This is a genomic window from Aquipluma nitroreducens, assembly GCF_009689585.1.
Taxonomy (GTDB): Bacteria; Bacteroidota; Bacteroidia; order Bacteroidales; family Prolixibacteraceae; genus Aquipluma; species Aquipluma nitroreducens.
Map to the genome: position 1 here is coordinate 4,778,147 of NZ_AP018694.1, position 17,539 is coordinate 4,795,685.

21 protein-coding genes are annotated in these 17,539 nt (G+C 38.9%); 20 read left to right on the plus strand and 1 reads right to left on the minus strand.

Annotated features, from left to right (window positions below; all coding sequences use genetic code 11):
* Positions 1-9: 9 nt before the first annotated feature.
* The 18 genes from AQPE_RS20130 (at position 10) to AQPE_RS20215 (ending at position 15,447) form a co-directional block, all read left to right on the plus strand.
* Complete coding sequence (locus AQPE_RS20130) at positions 10-600, plus strand: TetR/AcrR family transcriptional regulator (RefSeq protein ID WP_318348279.1); 591 nt, start codon at positions 10-12, stop codon at positions 598-600.
* Positions 597-1,007, plus strand: a complete 411-nt coding sequence (locus tag AQPE_RS20135) for a hypothetical protein (RefSeq protein WP_318348270.1) — start codon at positions 597-599, stop codon at positions 1,005-1,007. Before AQPE_RS20130 ends, AQPE_RS20135 begins: the two co-directional genes overlap by 4 nt.
* 57 nt (positions 1,008-1,064) lie before the next feature.
* On the plus strand, positions 1,065-1,616 hold the full coding sequence (locus tag AQPE_RS20140) for a TetR/AcrR family transcriptional regulator (protein WP_318348280.1): 552 nt from the start codon (positions 1,065-1,067) through the stop codon (positions 1,614-1,616).
* A gap of 22 nt (positions 1,617-1,638) precedes the next feature.
* Positions 1,639-2,982, plus strand: a complete 1,344-nt coding sequence (locus AQPE_RS20145) for a TolC family protein (RefSeq protein WP_318348281.1) — start codon at positions 1,639-1,641, stop codon at positions 2,980-2,982.
* Positions 2,983-3,007: 25 nt separating this feature from the next.
* Positions 3,008-4,063: an efflux RND transporter periplasmic adaptor subunit gene (locus tag AQPE_RS20150; RefSeq protein ID WP_318348282.1), complete on the plus strand. Its 1,056-nt coding sequence runs from the start codon at positions 3,008-3,010 to the stop codon at positions 4,061-4,063.
* A gap of 5 nt (positions 4,064-4,068) precedes the next feature.
* Complete coding sequence (locus AQPE_RS20155) at positions 4,069-7,164, plus strand: efflux RND transporter permease subunit (RefSeq protein WP_318348283.1); 3,096 nt, start codon at positions 4,069-4,071, stop codon at positions 7,162-7,164.
* Between the two features lies 1 nt (position 7,165).
* Positions 7,166-7,615: a DUF2141 domain-containing protein gene (locus AQPE_RS20160; protein WP_318348284.1), complete on the plus strand. Its 450-nt coding sequence runs from the start codon at positions 7,166-7,168 to the stop codon at positions 7,613-7,615.
* Positions 7,616-7,618: 3 nt separating this feature from the next.
* The gene (locus AQPE_RS20165; RefSeq protein WP_318348285.1) at positions 7,619-8,515 is read left to right on the plus strand and encodes a hypothetical protein; all 897 of its coding nucleotides are present in this window, start codon (positions 7,619-7,621) and stop codon (positions 8,513-8,515) included.
* A 10-nt stretch (positions 8,516-8,525) separates the two neighbouring features.
* Positions 8,526-8,921, plus strand: a complete 396-nt coding sequence (locus AQPE_RS20170; protein WP_318348286.1) for a TetR/AcrR family transcriptional regulator — start codon at positions 8,526-8,528, stop codon at positions 8,919-8,921.
* A gap of 86 nt (positions 8,922-9,007) precedes the next feature.
* Positions 9,008-9,211, plus strand: coding sequence for a winged helix-turn-helix domain-containing protein (locus AQPE_RS20175; RefSeq protein WP_318348287.1), 204 nt, complete (start codon positions 9,008-9,010; stop codon positions 9,209-9,211).
* A gap of 187 nt (positions 9,212-9,398) precedes the next feature.
* The gene (locus AQPE_RS20180) at positions 9,399-10,199 is read left to right on the plus strand and encodes a glycosyltransferase (protein ID WP_318348288.1); all 801 of its coding nucleotides are present in this window, start codon (positions 9,399-9,401) and stop codon (positions 10,197-10,199) included.
* Positions 10,196-10,840, plus strand: coding sequence for a lipid-A-disaccharide synthase N-terminal domain-containing protein (locus AQPE_RS20185; RefSeq protein ID WP_318348289.1), 645 nt, complete (start codon positions 10,196-10,198; stop codon positions 10,838-10,840). Before AQPE_RS20180 ends, AQPE_RS20185 begins: the two co-directional genes overlap by 4 nt.
* A complete protein-coding gene (locus tag AQPE_RS20190) occupies positions 10,815-12,401 on the plus strand; it encodes an ArnT family glycosyltransferase (protein WP_318348290.1) in 1,587 nt (528 codons plus the stop codon). Before AQPE_RS20185 ends, AQPE_RS20190 begins: the two co-directional genes overlap by 26 nt.
* Entirely contained in the window at positions 12,398-13,432 is a 1,035-nt protein-coding gene (locus AQPE_RS20195; RefSeq protein WP_318348291.1) for an NAD-dependent epimerase/dehydratase family protein, read from the plus strand. The genes AQPE_RS20190 and AQPE_RS20195 overlap by 4 nt, the downstream gene beginning before the upstream one ends.
* A gap of 84 nt (positions 13,433-13,516) precedes the next feature.
* Positions 13,517-13,657 carry a hypothetical protein gene (locus AQPE_RS20200; RefSeq protein ID WP_318348292.1) on the plus strand — a complete coding sequence of 47 codons (141 nt, stop codon included), beginning with the start codon at positions 13,517-13,519 and terminating at the stop codon, positions 13,655-13,657.
* A gap of 126 nt (positions 13,658-13,783) precedes the next feature.
* Positions 13,784-14,020 carry a hypothetical protein gene (locus tag AQPE_RS20205; RefSeq protein WP_318348293.1) on the plus strand — a complete coding sequence of 79 codons (237 nt, stop codon included), beginning with the start codon at positions 13,784-13,786 and terminating at the stop codon, positions 14,018-14,020.
* A gap of 22 nt (positions 14,021-14,042) precedes the next feature.
* A complete protein-coding gene (locus AQPE_RS20210) occupies positions 14,043-14,828 on the plus strand; it encodes a metallophosphoesterase family protein (RefSeq protein WP_318348294.1) in 786 nt (261 codons plus the stop codon).
* A 10-nt stretch (positions 14,829-14,838) separates the two neighbouring features.
* Positions 14,839-15,447, plus strand: a complete 609-nt coding sequence (locus tag AQPE_RS20215) for a hypothetical protein (RefSeq protein ID WP_318348295.1) — start codon at positions 14,839-14,841, stop codon at positions 15,445-15,447.
* 251 nt (positions 15,448-15,698) lie between these two features.
* On the opposite strand, the gene AQPE_RS23970 is transcribed toward AQPE_RS20215, so the two are convergent.
* Complete coding sequence (locus AQPE_RS23970) at positions 15,699-15,980, minus strand: hypothetical protein (protein WP_318348296.1); 282 nt, start codon at positions 15,978-15,980, stop codon at positions 15,699-15,701.
* Positions 15,981-15,994: 14 nt separating this feature from the next.
* On the opposite strand from AQPE_RS23970, the gene AQPE_RS20225 reads away from it, so the two are divergent.
* Both AQPE_RS20225 and AQPE_RS20230 read left to right on the plus strand, forming a co-directional pair.
* Entirely contained in the window at positions 15,995-16,285 is a 291-nt protein-coding gene (locus AQPE_RS20225) for a hypothetical protein (protein WP_318348297.1), read from the plus strand.
* Between the two features lie 109 nt (positions 16,286-16,394).
* Positions 16,395-17,528 carry an IS1634 family transposase gene (locus tag AQPE_RS20230; RefSeq protein WP_449658190.1) on the plus strand — a complete coding sequence of 378 codons (1,134 nt, stop codon included), beginning with the start codon at positions 16,395-16,397 and terminating at the stop codon, positions 17,526-17,528.
* Positions 17,529-17,539 lie beyond the last annotated feature (11 nt).

Consider the following 17,539-nt stretch of genomic DNA (forward strand, 5'->3'; position numbering starts at 1 on the left):
AATATCAACATGGAAATTACATCCCGTCAATTGGAGATTATTGAGGCAGCTGGAAAAATACTAACATCATCAGGTGTTAGTGGGTTGACCATAAAAAATCTGGCTAAAGAAATGGATTTTTCTGAAAGCGCAATTTACAGGCACTTTACCAGTAAAGAGGAAATAATCTTAGCGATGCTGGAATATCTGGCAAGAACAATCGATGAGCACCTACAGAATGCTATTCCAATTACTGATGATCCGAAAGCGAAATTTGTTGCCATGTTCCAAAGTCAGTTTGCGTTTTTTGAAAGTCATCGACACTTCGTTGTGGTTGTTTTTTCCGATGGCTTATTGAAAGAAAGTCAAAGTATTAATGAAGCGATCCTTAAACTGCTCGGGATTATTGTGAAAAATTTATTTCCGATATTGCTTGAAGGACAGAATAAAGGAGTGTTTTCAAATAGTGTTCCTTTGGAGGATCTGATGTACATTTTAATGGGGGCATTCAGGTTACAGATGTTCAGATGGAGATTAGAGGATTTCCAGTTTGATATAATTGAAGCAGGAAACAAAATGATTCAATCTGTGCTTACATTAATTCAATCCCAAAAATTATGAAAGAGGTATTCTCATTCCTGGCCGCTGGAATCTTGGCTGCATTTGGCTTTCTGGCCCTATTTCTCAGTATCTCTGTGATATTTGATTTATTTGACTTTAGATCACAAGAAGGCAATTATGTTCTGTTTATAGGTTGGATAAATTTCATTAGTAGTTTGTTCTATCTATTTGCTACTTATGGATTCATAGAGAGCAAGAAATGGACAGCAAATCTCATGGGTATTTCCTCCGTTATGATCATTCTTGTTTTTTTAGGGTTGCTATTTCACATCAACTCTGGATGTATACATGAAAACAAAGTTATTGGGGTTATGACCTTCAGGATTATCGTTTCAATAGTTCTTACAATATTTGCTCATTATTCAATAAATGAATACAGTAAGCTTGAAAGCCATAAAGCACAATAAACGTTTTTCTATTTTTTTACCTATTAAGGTTAGTGAATATTCACTAATGTCTAAAGTATGGATATCAATAAAAGTAATATTGTAGAAATAGCAGGAGCAATCATTAACGAGGCAGGAATAGATGCTTTATCGGTTGATGCCTTAATAAAGAGGATTGGGATTTCGCGTAACGATCTTTTAATTTATCTAGGAGCGGATGATGATATCTTAAAATTCATGTCCTTGAGCCTGGAAGATGAAATACAGCAATTGATTAAAAATGTGGCAGCTATGAATCTCTCACCTGAAAAAGAGCTTGAGAATTTATTTAAAAGTCTTTATGAATTCTTTGGTCAGAAATCATATTATCTGCATGTGCTGTTTTCTTCAGAAATAACTGAAAATGATGTTGCTATTCAAAGGGTATTACAAAGAATAAAGCATAATGTTAAAGCTTATTTGTCAACAGTTTTAGATAGGGGTAAGAAAATAAGAGTCTTCAATAATAAGGTAGAGACGAGATATCTGGTCGAAAATATTCTGGGCCGCTTTCGTTTGTTCATGAGCGACCAACAGCTGACAAACAAAATGATTCGAGATCTAAAATTAATAAGAGCCAATAAGGAATAAATACGAATTAAAATAATTAGAAATGATTACATCAAGGGAAAAGCTATCAAGATTTAATTTACTAAAAGTTCTGCTATTGGGGATTATCCTGTTTATAGGTTTTCTAACAAAAGCTCAAACGTTTACACTGGAGCAATGCATCGACACTGCATTGCAGTATAACCGAACCATCAAACTATCACAGCAGGATGTTTTTCAGGCCAATGAGAAAAACAAGGAAACCAAAGGCAATCTGTTTCCAAAACTGAATGGGATAACTGATTATCGCTATTATACCGACTTACCTTATCAGCTGATGCCTGCTGATGCTTTTGGAGGTCCTGCCGGAACTTATAAGGAAGTACAATTTGGTGTGCCGCAAAGCCTGAATACCAATCTGCAACTAACGGTGCCCATTTACAACCCAACAGCTTTAGGTGCGATAAAAACTACCCGGATAGCCAGTGAACTTTCTGAAGTTCAGAAAAGGAAAACAGATGAAGATGTGGTGCTGGAAGTTTCAAATGCTTACTACAACGCACAGATTCTATTGAATCAACTGGCTTTTTTGGACAGCAACATGATCAATACCAATAAACTACTGCAAACAACCACGTTGCTGCACCAACAGCAGATTGCAAAAGGAACTGATGTGGACAGACTCCAATTACAGTTGGATCAGTTAGCCAATCAAAGAAAAACCGTTTTTTCGCAGCAGCAGCAAGTGTTAAATGCACTCAAATTTCTGATGGGAAAACCAATTTCTGATTCCATCCAGGTTGCAATAACTGAAAACACTTTGGTTCAATTGGATCCTCAGATTCAAGCGACTACAGACATGAAGTTGATTGATAAAAAATTACAATTTAATTACGCTGAACTTAAAGGGCTTCGTAATTCAAAATTGCCTTCGTTGGGTGCTTACGGAGTTTATGGTACGACTGGCTATGGCAATACTGGCGCCAATAGCTTTTTCAATTTTCATCCAATCGGTTATGTTGGCGCTCAACTGTCGATCCCACTGTTTAATGGCACGATTACAAAACACAAGATTGTACAAAAAAAGATAGATATACAGAAAACAAATATTCAGAAAGAACTGGTATCAGAAAAATCGAAACTCGACCTGATTAATGCCGAAATGCAATATACGCTTGCAAACCAAAACATTGCAACAGTTAATGATCAAATAAAACTGGCAAAAAAGATTTACAACAATACCGTGCTGCAAAACAAACAAGGAATGGCAACCATTACTGATTTGCTACTGGCCGACAATTCATTACGCGAAGCACAGCAAAACTACATCGTTGCAATGGTAAATCTTCGAAAGGCTGAATTGGAATACAAACGGGTAACAGGAAACCTTATGGCAATTAAAAATTAAAAATCACGAATTAAAAATCAAGGAAATGAAAAAAACGATCATTTATATAATTGTGGCATTGGCTTTAATCTCCATAGTGGTAATTCGCCTGAAGACCAACAAAGAAACCACTGTAAACAGGGTTTATCAATACAACAAAGAACAGGCAATTAATGTGCAGGCCATCACGCTGAAGCTTGAAAGTGTTAAAAATGATATTTCTTACACGGGAACCTTTGAACCCAACAAAGAAACAAGAATAAGCGCGGATATTCAGGGAAAAATTAATTCGGTTTTGGTGGATGTTGGAAGTGCGGTCCGAAAAGGTCAGGCTTTAGTTCAACTGGACAACTCCTTACTGGAACTGCAATTACAAACCATTGAAATTCAGATTGAAGGATTGGAAGCGGATGTAAAACGATATACCGTACTTGCCAATGCCGATGCCATTCAAGGTGTTCAGCTGGAAAAGACCGAATTGTCCTTTAAATCAGCTAAAGTACAGAAGGCTACTCTAACGGAGCAAATCAATAAAACGATTATTACAGCGCCATTCAGCGGAATTGTTACCGCGAAACTAACAGAAGAAGGAGCCTTCTCGGCACCAGGTATTCCTTTACTCCAAATCACAGATATCTCAAGCCTGAAGTTTACTGTAAATGTTCCCGAACAGGAGTTAAGTCAGTTCGAAACCAATCAACAATACGCTCTTTCCGCAGATGCTTATCCGGAAACGGTGTTGTCGGGAAAGGTGATCATGACAGGCAGCAAAGCCAATATGGGGAATAGTTTTCCGGTACAATTTTCAGTAAACAACACCGCCGATTTAAAAATCAAATCAGGAATGTTTGGAAATGTACAGTTGAAAAACAAGGCAGAAGAAAAGTTAATCATTATCCCGGCATCTGCAATCGTTGGAACAAACATTCAACCACAAGTTTTTCTGGTCAAAAATGGTAAAGCCATTCTTCAAAATATCACCACTTCAAACCGGTTTCAAAATAAAGTACAGGTTTCAAGTGGGTTAACCGAAGGCGATGTAATTATAACCAACGGGTTTATCAATCTTTTTGATGGCGCAAATGTGACAATTAGCAATTAAGTATCATGAACATTACAAAAATAGCAATCAATCGTCCATCGCTGATCATCGTTCTTTTCAGCGTATTCGCCCTGTTGGGGATCATTGGATTTACAAACCTGGGGTATGAACTGTTGCCAGACTTCAACCAGCCGGTGGTAGTAATAAAAACAATGTATCCGGGTGCCGAACCCAATGAAGTAGAAACCTCTGTTTCCAGAAAAATAGAGGACGCCTTATCGAATCTCGAAGGTGTCGATTATTTGGAGACCAAGTCGATGCCCAATGCTTCCGTTATTATTGCCAACCTAAAATACGGAACGAACCTGAGCATTGCCATGCAGGATGCCCAGCGGTATATCGACAATATTAAAAAAGATCTACCGGCAGACATTTTGAGTCCGGTGATGACCAAGGTTTCGCCCAACGATTTACCCATTATATCGATCAGCGCAACAAGTCGCTTGCCTGCTACAGAGTTTTATCAAAAAATGAAAGATGAGTATCTTCCACAAATTCAGCAATTGAAAGGGGTGGCAGAAATTACTCTGCTTGGCGGAGAAGAACGGGAAATTCAAGTGAAGGCTGATCAGGATAAACTGAAACTGTACAAAATATCACTATATCAGGTTGTAGAGGCCATTAACCGCTCAGGAATTGATTTGCCTGCCGGTAAAGCGCAAACTGATAAAGAAAGTAATTCAGTTCGTCTGACAGGAAAGTTTTCGAACGTAAATGATATCATGAATGTTCAGGTAGCTATGCCTGGGCCGGGAATGCCGGTTTATGTAAAAGATGTGGCAACTGTTATTGATGGGGTAAAAGAAATAAGTTCGGTTAGCCGTTACAATGGCGTAAACGGAATAGGTCTTTTATTGAAAAAACAAGGCGATGCCAACGCGGTAGAAGTTTCAAAATTAGTCCACACGAAACTCAAACAAATTGAAAGTGCAAACTCCAACTACGGGGTGAAATTTGATGTTGCCGATGATTCAACCGACATGACCATTGCGGCAGTAAATTCAGTAGTCGATGACCTGATTCTGGCTGTAATCCTGGTTTCATTGGTTATGTTCCTGTTTTTACGAAGCTACCGGAACTCTTTGATCGTATTAATTGCAATCCCGACCTCATTAATTACCGCGTTTGCAGTTATGTGGCTGATGGGCTTCACCTTAAACCTGATGACCTTGCTGGCCATGTCGTTAATTATCGGAATCCTGGTGGATGATGCCATCGTAATTCTGGAAAACATTCAGCGACACCTCGATATGGGAAAAGACAAGGAAACCGCGGCATTGGAAGGGCGTATGGAAATTGGATTTTCAGCCATTTCAATTACGCTGGTCGATGTGGTTGTATTCTTACCGATTCTGTTTTTGCAGGTATTTGTAGCCGATATGCTGAAACAATTTTCAATCGTTGTAATAACATCAACACTTACCAGCTTATTGGTGGGTTTTACCTTGGTGCCATGGCTAGCTTCACGAATAGGCAAAAAGGAAGATTTACAACCGACCAACTTCATGAACCGTTTTTTGCTTTGGTTCGAAAAACAATTAACAACATTCATCGATTGGTACGGACGTCAGTTAGAATGGGTTCTTAGCCATAAACTTATTTTTTCCGGAATCGTTATTTTCCTTTTGGTAATGACGGGGGTGATGATGAAACAAGGCATTATCGGAAAAGAAATGATGTCGACCGGAGATCAGGGAAAGTTTCGTTTGAATCTGGAATATGATAAAACTACAACCGTTCAGGAAAACAATATCAGAACGCAACGAGTTGAAAACTTTATCCTTCAGCAACCTGAAGTAGCTACACTTTTCAGCAACATTGCCGGGCCAAGCACAGGTATCGGAAGTTTAGGGGTGGGCTCTGCCAATATCTCGGAATTTACCATTCAGCTAAAACCTGAAAAGGAAAGAGACATCAAAACTGAAGCGTTTATGAAATCGCTTCGCGAAGAGTTGAAAAAGCAATTTACGGGAGTTAACTTTTCAATGGCAGTTTTAGGCTTACTGCCAAAACAGGCGCCCATCAAAATAACCCTGAGCGGAAGCGACCTGAATTTGGTAATGAAAACAGGAAATGAACTGAAAGCGGCTATTGAGAAAATACCAGGCGCCGATAATGTTCAATTGTCGGTAGAAGAAGGAAGCCCTGAATTCAAGGTGATTCCCGACAAAGATAAGATGCAGCGATTGGGATTAACAACTGCCTATGTCGGGTTGAATTTAAGGACAGCCTTTACGGGAAACGATGATGCCACATTAACCGAGAATGGAACAGAATATCCGGTAAGGATATGGCTGGATGATTTTGACCGGAAAAACTTTGAAGACGTGCAGCGTATTTCCATCGTAAACCCAATGAACATTCCCATTGAAGTATCTCAGTTTGCTGAAGTCAGGCAAGACAATTCGCCTTCGTTGCTCGAAAGACTGGACCGGCAACCTTCTGTAACCATTACTTCAGAATCGTTTGGAAGACCTTCAGGAACGCTGGCTGATGAGGCAATCAGCTTTCTGAAAACGCAACCGTTGCCCGAAGGGGTAAAATTAACCTGGGGGGCAGATATCAAAACGCAGAATGAAAGTTTCGGGGCTTTGGCTTCGGTTCTTATCATCTCATTTATACTTATTTACCTGATCATGGTAGCCCTCTATGATAGTTACATTTATCCGTTTGTGGCTCTATTTGCCATACCGATGGCTGCTATTGGTGCATTCCTTGCCTTAAACTTATCGCTAAACCATCTGACTCTGTTTGCACAGTTAGGATTAATCATGCTTATGGGGCTGGTAACAAAAAATGCCATCCTGATTGTAGATTTTACCAACCAGCTAAAAGCCCAGGGCAAATATTATAAAGAAGCATTGATCATTGCAGGGAAAGAGCGTATGCGCCCTATTTTAATGACAACTCTGGCTATGGCAATTGGAATGTTGCCCATTGCATTGGCACGAGGTACAGCCAGCGAGTGGAAAAACGGTTTGGCATGGGTGATCATCGGAGGTTTGTTATCGTCCATGATTTTAACGGTTTATTTAGTCCCGATGGTTTACTATGTTGTAGATCGGATTAAAGAGAAAGTCGCGAATAAAAAACAGAAATAAAATGAATAAGATAATCATAATCATTCAATCGCTTTTAGTAATCGTACTGCTGTCTTCATTTAGCATTCAAAAGCAGGAACCCTGCTCATTAACAATTGAAGTGAATGAATTACGAAATTCAAAAGGTACAGTGCTCTTCACGTTGTACAACAGAGAGGATGCATTCCCTGATGAGCATTATAAAAAGTATTTCAAAAAACTTACCGGTAAAATAGTAAATGGCTCATCTTCGGTAACATTCAAAAACCTGCCGGAAGGGAAATATGCGGTAAATATCCTACACGATGAGAACAATGACGGGAAAATTAAAAAAGGAATCATCCTACCCAAAGAGGGAATTGGTTTTTCAAATTATGAATCTATTGGTTTTTCAAACCGGCCCTCTTTTGCAAAAGCATCTTTTAGTGTGCAGGGTGACAAAAAGATAAAGATTAATATCATATACCTGTAAAAGATGAAACGTTGTCTTCTTCTGATTTTGATTTCTACAACTCCGATCCTTTCAAGCATTGGGCAGGGAAGAGATTCACTCCAGATTGGACTTCCAATAATATCTCAGGTAACCCAGGGCAATAGCTATATCACTTTTCCTGCTGATATTGGTAACATTGAACCACTCTGGTTCGAAGGAAATGTTATTCCGAATTTTTACCTTAGAGAAAGTAAGGATTCTCGTTGTATGGGAGTTCTGACACCTCAAATTATCATCCGGATGTATAATGAGCCTTCGTTTCCTGTCCGAACTCCGAGCTACATACCGCAAGTAACATTGTACTATCGATTAAAGAATAAATCGAACCTGCGGACTCAGAATTTATTTCTACGGTTTGCGCACCATTCCAACGGTCAGGATGGAGATTTTTATTTGGAAAACGGTGAACTAAATGTGAAGTCTGGAGATTTCGCTACCAATTATATAGAGCCTGGTTTTATCATAACGAATGTAAATAAACGTCTAAATGCTTATCAGTTTTTCAAAACTTCTGTTGAGATTCATCCCCCAGGTTATAGTAGCGATGAACTCGATGGAATATACAGTAAAGTTCGCTGGCATACCGCAGCTTCCATCTTTAAACTTCCGAATGATAATAAATTAATTACAAATAAAGGGAATGCATCAATATCGCTGAAAGGCGAGGCTACATGGATGTTTGGGAATGTGAACAGTTGGGATTGGATTTCATCAGACAGGCTAAATGTGAGCTTTACTTTTTACTATCACCCAAAATTTTTGGAGGATATCGGGCTATTCGTTCAGTATTATCATGGGTTGGATTATTACAACATGTATTTCAGTCACAGGCTGGATGTTCTTCGGTTTGGGTTGATGACGGAAAAATTAAGGTTTTAAATCTAAAATCATGGGAAGCAAGAAGTTAACTACAGAAGCTAAAATATTTGACGCTGCAAATAGTATCTTTCTGTTATTCGGATACCATGGAACTACAATACAGCAAATTGCGACCAAAGCTGATGTAAATACAGCGGCAATTCACTACTATTTCAGATCAAAAGAAAAGTTATACCGAAATGTCGTCGAAAGCATAATTGACATATTTTTAAGAAATAGATCTCAAATTATTTCAAATAGTAAAAGATTTGAAGAAACCAGATGGTTCTTCTTTACTGAATTATACAATAACAAGGAGCTATTTGAAAAAACACTGAAAGAGTTATATCCGGATGTTTGGGATAGGAATTTAAACGACATAAAGAACTGGATTGATAATACAAACACCCAACTCCCGAACCCTTGAGATAACCATGGTTTTCAATAAAATGGTCATGATAGATATATGAATACATCAATAGAAAATATGAATATCTTTTAATAATATCTAATATGACAACAGATAAAATCGGTAGAAATGCTCGCATACTTTGGGTGATTCTCAACAATAAAAAAGGAATGTCGCTTTCCGCTTTATTGAAAACTAGTGAATTAACCGAGTCTGACTTTTCAATGGCAATAGGTTGGCTTGCCCGGGAATACAAGATTGCTTTTTATAAAATAGATGAAGAACAAATGGTGACTTTACTCTATTGATTTGAATCTTTATGGAGTTGCAGACTGAAGCCTATTCTTTAGTTAAACCTTGAAGAATTTAAGGATATAACGTTATGAAAACGACAATTGTTCCTGTCCCATATACCAGGCTACTCAATGCTGGTATTTGAGTAGGGAAATTAATGAAAGTATTAATTTGAGAAACTAAATCTACAAAACGTCAGAAATGATTAAAGATCAAAATGCTGAAGACATCAAAATCTTCAGTAACGGCCTTGATATAAAAAGAGCAAATAAAACAGCCAATTACGAATTCACGATCATCGTTCCTGTTTTTAACGAGCAGGATAATATGCCCGCACTGGAAGATAAGTTTTCAGCTTTTATTTCAGAATCGTTGCTCAATACTTGTGTGTTGTTTGTAAATGACGGTTCGTCGGACCAAAGTCTCGAACGAATAATTGCAATATGCGCCCACAACGAACATTTCTTCTATGTCAGTTTTGAAAAAAACGCGGGGCTAAGTGCAGCGATAAAAGCCGGAATTGAAGTTTCACAGTCAAAATATGTTGGTTACATCGATGCAGATTTGCAAACTACTCCGGAAGATTTTAATCTGCTGATACCATACTTGCACAACTTTGAAATGGTGATGGGAATTCGGGCTAATCGGAAAGACCGTTTTGTAAAAAATCTGTCATCCAAAATTGCCAATGGATTTCGCCGGTTCATGACCAAGGATGGCGTTTCGGATACTGGATGTCCGTTGAAAATTATGCGAACCGATTACGCCAAACGGATTCCATTATTTAACGGCATGCACCGTTTTTTACCTGCCCTCATACAATTGCAAAATGGCAAAGTCGAACAGGTTCCCGTTCGCCATTTTCCACGCGTTGCCGGAAAATCGAAATTCAATCTGGGCAACAGGCTGGTTGCGCCTTTCATCGACTGCTTTGCCTATCGGTGGATGAAAAAACGGTACCTCAATTTCCAAATTGCAGAAACCAACATTGATAGAAGATGATATACGTTTTAGGATTCATATCGCAGGTACTTTTCTTTACCCGTACTCTTATTCAATGGGTGTTGTCGGAGCGCGCCCAAAAGGTGCTTTCGCCAACCATTTACTGGGTATTGAGCATTGTTGCCTCTTATCTTTTTGTCATTTATGGGTGGTTTCGCAACGACTTTGCCATCCTTCTCGGACAACTCATTTCGTATTATATCTACATCTGGAACCTGGATGAAACTGGCGTGTGGAAACGAATGAACCGCTTTCTAAGGTCAATTCTCGTCGTTACCCCAATCATTGCAATCGTGTTTGTGATACAAAATGGGCACTATTTTATCGAGAACTTTTTTACCAACGAAAAAATCCCCGTTTGGTTAATCATTTTTGGCACCCTGGGGCAAATTCTGTTTTCGCTGCGTTTTGTTTACCAGTGGCTTTATTCCATGTCTAAAAACGAGTCACTGCTTCCCATCGGCTTTTGGCTAATCAGCCTGGTTGGCTCAGGAATAATTGCCATTTACGGAATCATCCGAGTTGATCCGATACTGATACTGGGGCAATCGGTCGGGTTTATTGCCTATACACGAAACATCATGCTTTACAAAAAAGAACTAAATAACCGATTACATGATGAGCCGATATTTAACCAATAATACCTTGAGGTATGCCTTGTTTTTCATAGCTGTTTTACCGGCATTCATCTTTCGCGACTTTACTCCGGATAATGAATCGCGATATTTAAGCATTGCCGACGAAGCCTTGCGTAATGGCGCTGTTTTTACATTTGCCGATCATGGAATCATTTATGCCGACAAGCCCCCACTTTATCTTTGGGTTGTGATGTTCGGCAAATGGCTTTTTGGCTATCACAACCTGTTGTTTTTAGGCCTATTCTCGTATGTACCAGCTTTAGTCGTTCTCTACATAATGGACAAATGGGTGAAAAACATCCTTTCCGAAAGAGAGCGTCTGGTGGCACAACTGATGCTTTTAACGAGCGGTTTTTTTGTTGGCACAGCCATCGTGCTTCGAATGGATATGATGATGTGCATGTTCATTGTTTTAGCACTTTACACGTTTTTCAAAATGTATATTGGGGAAGGAAAGCCCCGGGATTCCTGGTTGTTCCCTTTCTTCGTATTTATGGCCATATTCACTAAAGGACCAATCGGGATTATTGTTCCGCTCGTTTCAACCATCACTTTTCTTATTCTGAAAAAAGAACTCAGAACGATTGGCAAATTTTGGGGGTACAAAATGGTACTGGTTTTATTGGTATTGTGTGGAGCTTGGTTTGCAGGGGTTTATGCCGAAGGTGGCAGCCAATACCTGAATGATCTGCTTTTCAATCAAACGATTAACAGGGCTGTGAATTCGTTCCATCACAAAGCACCTTTTTATTACTATTTTGGAGCATTCTGGTATTCGCTTGCTCCATGGTCGATTCTGATTGCCGGAATTTTGATTGCCGGACTTAAAAAGAAACTGGCTGCAACTGATCTGGAACTTTTCTTCCTGGTGATTGCCCTTTCGACAATTGCGACTTTATCACTCTTTAGCTCCAAACTGGCCGTTTACATGCTTCCTTCTATTCCGTTTTTTGTGTATCTGAGCGCCCTGTGGCTGGCAAAGTTAGGTTCGCCGCGTTGGATGTTTCTACTTGCTGGTATTCCTGCAATAATCCTTATCCTGATTTTTCCGGGAGTAATTGTGGCTTCCCAACTCCAAAAAATCAATGAAGTTGGTATCTCTCCGCTGGTTTTTATTTCCTGTTTTATTTTATCAGGTTCAGGAATTCTGACATTTCGCTTACTGAGAAAGCATGAGCTGAATAATGCAATCATTTCACTTGGAACCGGAATATTGATATCCGTATTCGTCGTTTCATTTGCAATCCCCCGGTATAACAAATATATCGGGCTTCAGGAAATTTGTAATCAGGCAAAAGAAACAGCCTTTGAAAAGGGTGGTGTAAACTACTACTACTGCGAAATGACCATAGCCGACAATCTGAATGCTTACCTGGGAGTTATGCCTGAAAAACTTCGAATAGTTGATTTATATAAGGCAGATTCTTCGATGAAAACACCGGCAATACTTTTTACATGGCACAAGGCTATTGAACGAAATGACTCTCTGAGAGTATTTCTGAAGGGCAAAAAAATGCATCAGTGGGGCGGCAACTTTTACATAGAAATAGACCGAAAGAAATGAAAATATTAATCACAGGCGCTGCAGGCTTTATCGGTTTCCATGCCGTGAAGCATTTTGCGGAAAACGGAGATCGGGTTGTCGGGATTGACAACATCAACAATTATTATAATGTTGACCTAAAATATGACCGGTTGAAAGAAACTGGCATCTGCAAGGCGTTGATACAAAACCACAAAGCGGTTCAAAGTGTAAATTATCCAAATTACCGGTTTTTCAAGGCCGATCTTTTGGATAAAGAATTCATCGACGAACTTTTTAAACACGAACATTTCGATGTGGTTTGCAACCTTGCCGCCCAGGCCGCGGTGAGGTATTCCATTGAAAATCCATACGTTTACATCAATTCAAACATTATTGGGTTCCTGAATATCCTTGAAGCCTGTCGGTTTCATCCGGTACAGCATCTTGTTTATGCCAGTTCGAGCAGCGTTTACGGCATGAATACGAAAATCCCGTACAACGAATCCGACCAGGTTGACAAACCAGCCAGTCTTTATGCCGCCAGCAAAAAGTCGAACGAATTAATGGCGCATGCGTACAGCAAGCTCTATAAAATCCCATCAACCGGAGTCCGTTTTTTTACAGTCTATGGTCCGTGGGGAAGGCCTGATATGGCACCATTTATATTTATGGATTCAATCATAAACCAGAATCCTATTGAGGTATTTAATCACGGAAAGCTTTCGCGTGATTTTACCTACATCGACGATATAGTTGAAGGATTATCGGTAGTCATCGATCACGCCCCGACCAATGAAATTCCTTATAAAATCTACAATATTGGTGCAGGAAAACCGGTTCAACTTTTCGATTTTATTGCTGCCATAGAAAAAGTGACTGGCAAAACTGCCATTAAACGGATGGTAGAGATACAACCCGGCGACGTTTATCAGACCTTCGCCGATACAACAGAACTAGAAAAAGACCTGAACTACAAGCCTCAAACATCTATTCAGGAAGGAATTAACAAGTTGTATAATTGGTATTTAAACTATGACAAGCGGTCCAGAAAAAGACTACAGTTCAATTAGTTTGAACAGAAATATTTAGAATTGACTTAATTGATTGAAAACATGCTCATTATAGAGTATAAATTTTCGTAGATATTTAAATATATGGGAGGAGTTAAAGCTATTTATGGCGGGGGCATTAGATATTCATTAAAAACAATATTGGGACCGCAGAATATGACTTTGGGGTATTCCGGATCGATGGATAAACCCACTTTCTCGGCCAACTTCGGGTACTGGTTTTAATGGTCTATGAAACTGGGAAACAGCAGAAAAATGAACAGTCAAAATCAGGTCAATTTTAACACCTCCGGGGCTGACGGCAACCTCAGTAAAATAAAATGATATAGTTATCTGATAAAAATTAAAATTATGGAACTTGAAAAATTAAAAACCGTTGCCTCAACCATAACGGTTATTCTGGAAGAAGAAGGAATTATGTCGTTGGATGAGTTAAGAGACATGGTAAACCTACCTGAAAAAGATGTGTTATTGGCACTGGACTGGCTTCATGGCAAAGAACGGGTAGAGCTCCTGCCAGCAGAGAATATAATGCTGGTATTTAATCTTTTGGCAGAACAGCATTTTATACAGAACAGCCACATGTGATCAGAAACAATTACACAGAAACATGAAAACAATTTATAACGGTATGATGGTCATGGTCTTGCTTGTTATCTGCTCATGCAGTAAGCTCACACAATACAGCCCGTATGATGCAAATACCGAGCACAGCAACGTAAATTCGCAAAATATTTCGGAAATACTGAGCAAACAACAACCGGGCGATTCACTTGTTTTTATTGCCATTTCGGATACTCATACCGACTATTCCGATCTGAGAGCTGCGGTAACAACCATCAACGAAATGGAAGGGATTTCGTTTGTAATGGTTTGCGGTGATATCACTGATTGGGGCTTGTTCAAAGAGCTCGACGACTACTATCACCTGATTAGCCGATTGAATATTCCATTTGTGACCCTAATCGGGAATCACGACTATCTGTCAAATGGCAAATTAATTTTCAACAAGATGTTTGGACCGACTAATTACTATTTTGATATCGGGAATTACCGGATGGTTGTGTTCGACAATGTGGTTTGGGAAAACGGAAATCAGGAACCTGACTTCGAATGGTTTCAGCAAACGCTTAATATTCCTAAAGGGATGACCAGCATTACCTGCTTCCACATTCACCGGTTTGACCCCCAGTTAGATAATGGTTATGCTGATAAAATGCTTGGAATTATAGAAAAGTATCCGGTGAGTCTCAGCATTTTTGGGCATGGGCACGATTACTGGGAAGAGGAAGTCAATAACCGCCGATACCTTATGGTTCCGGATATTACGATGCGGAATATGACTAAAATAACCCTTGCCAATAAAACTGCAACAATTCAAATATTAAGTTTTTAAAAACAACACGATGAAAGCCATAAGTATAAGATTGTTCCTACTTCTTGTTTTTGCTTTTGTTTCCGGAAATATTTTTGGTTCTGGAAACAAAGATTCAAAACTGACAAAAAAAATATTTGCACCAGACTATCTTAATTTTCAATATGCGGGAAATCTGGGATTGGGATCGGTGGGCATTGGCTATATTTCTGTGAATAATAAAAGCACTTTAGGATTCAGTTATGGCTACTTACCAGAATCTATAAACAAGGTAGAAGTTCATACTCTTTCGTTAAAAAGAGTATTCCATATCAGCAAACACAGATTTTCAAAAAATCTTCTTGGTACGAGTTATATGGGCACAAACATAATTTTGTCTAAAACTAAGAATACTTATATTAAGTTTCCGAATCACTTTCCTAGCAAATATTATTTTACAAATGCTGTCCATTTTGCTCCATTTATAGGTGCTAAATTTGATAACATCTTAACGAACAAAAAGAAATTATTTAGATATCCGTATATAGAAATCGGGACGATTGATTACTACTTATTTAATTTAATAAAGTATAAACAACTAGATTTTGTCGATTGCTTAAATGTGTCCATGGGAGTTTCCTTCTGTTTAAACAAAAAATAATTGATAGAAAGGTGGTGATTTAACTTTATCTACAGGACTCATTATTTATAAAGAAAATAATAGCTTTTATTGAATCCGTTTATGATCAACTTGAAGATATTGAAGGTTGAGAAGAAATGTCATTGGCCAATGCAAGTGCTGCCATTGCTGTATTGGAAGATTCATTTAATAAAGTCAAAACATCAATTTCAGCATACATTTTTAAAAATGAAGCTGAAGAAATTCATTTTTTCAAAGTAACCAATACCCAATTATTTAGCAAGCTTATCTATTGCCAAAAAGTTTGCAGAATTGAGGCGGCTCGTCCCGCCGGGAGCAATACAGCAATAAAAACTATTTAACAAAAGAATTTGACCGGATTCAATACTATTTTGAAAGAAATATAGACTTTTATAAATACTATCGAAACGGGTATACCCATTTTGATACCTATTATTTTTTGAGGGGCAAGCCTCCTGTTTTCCGCACTTTTCAAAAACAGCCACTGGAAGGCCTGATTTTACTGGGATGAATTTTGAAAATGGGTGTCCCATTTATATTTTTGGGCATGTTTGTACGAAAGAAGTTAAATTCATCAGGGAGTACTTCGGTTCAAATTATCATTAAAGCCAGGGGAAACTACAAGGTTGTCAAAACAATTGGGTGCAGTTCCAACGAGCAAGAGTTGCAGAAATTGTTCTATCTGGGCAAACAGGAGATCGAAAGATTAACTGCTCAGTCCAGATTATTTGTTTCAGAGAACGATACTATTGTCGAACAGGTTTTTTCCGCCATGAGCAATGCCAGCATTCGTACCGTTGGCCTGAGCTTGTTTTCGGAAAGATCTACGACAGCATAGGCTTTGGTGTTTTGCAGGAAGACCTTTTTCGCCATTTGGTCATTACCCGGCTGGCTTTTCCCTAAGCAAGCTGAAAACGATAGAATACCTTTACCGTTTTCAAGGAGTAATGCTTGATTTAGATACGGTGTACCGTTTTCTGGATAAGCAGAACAGCCAACTGAAAGGACATGTTGAACAGATTGCTTTTGCGCATACATTAAAGGTTTTACAAGGCAATATCAGTATTGTATTTTACGATATGACCACGCTATACTTTGAAGCCAGCGATGAGGATGATTTACGAAAAACGGGTTTCAGCAAGGACGGGAAACATGAAAACCCTCAAATTTATATTGGGTTGCTTGTTGGCCTGGGCGGTTATGCGATCGGGTACGATATTTTAGAAGGTAATATTTACGAAGGGCACACACTAATCCCGTTCATCGAAAAAATCAGCGAGAAATTTAAATTGAAACACCCAATTGTGGTTGCAGATGCAGGGCTTTTATCGAACGACAATGTAAAAGCACTGGAACAGAAAGGATACGAGTACATTATTGGTGCCCGGCTGAAAAATGAACCGGATAAGGTAAAAAAGCAAATCCTGGAATGTCAGTTTTCAGAAGGACAGATCAGAAGGATAAACAAAGTTGGCCGAACCCGGATAATTGTGAGTTATGCAACAACCCGGGCGAAAAAAGATGAGCATAACCGCAACCGTGGATTGCAACGGCTGGAAAAACAGGTTAAAGCCGGAAAGCTGACCAAATCGAGTATCAACAATAAAGGCTACAATAAATACCTGCGGCTACATGGAAATATGACCATCGAGATTGATTACCAGAAGTTTAATCAGGACAAAATATGGGATGGATTGAAGGGATACGTTACCAACACAAAACTCAGGGACAAACAAGTAATTGAGAATTATAAAAATCTGTGGCACATTGAAAAAGCATTCCGAATGTCCAAAACCGATCTGCGCATACGTCCAATCTACCATCGCCTTAAACACCGGATCGAAGCCCACATCTGTATATCATTTACGGCATATTGTATCTACAAAGAGCTGGAAAGAGTACTTTACAAGGAAAAGTCAAGCCTGTCATTAAAGAAAGCAGCTGAGTTGACCCATAACATGTACCAAATCTCATATATGCTGCCTGAATCAAAACATACCAAGTCCAAACTCCTGAAAATGGACGACCAACAAGCAGAACTACACCAAATTATCTCGAAATATTTTCAGGGTGTCCCATAGCGGAAAACAGG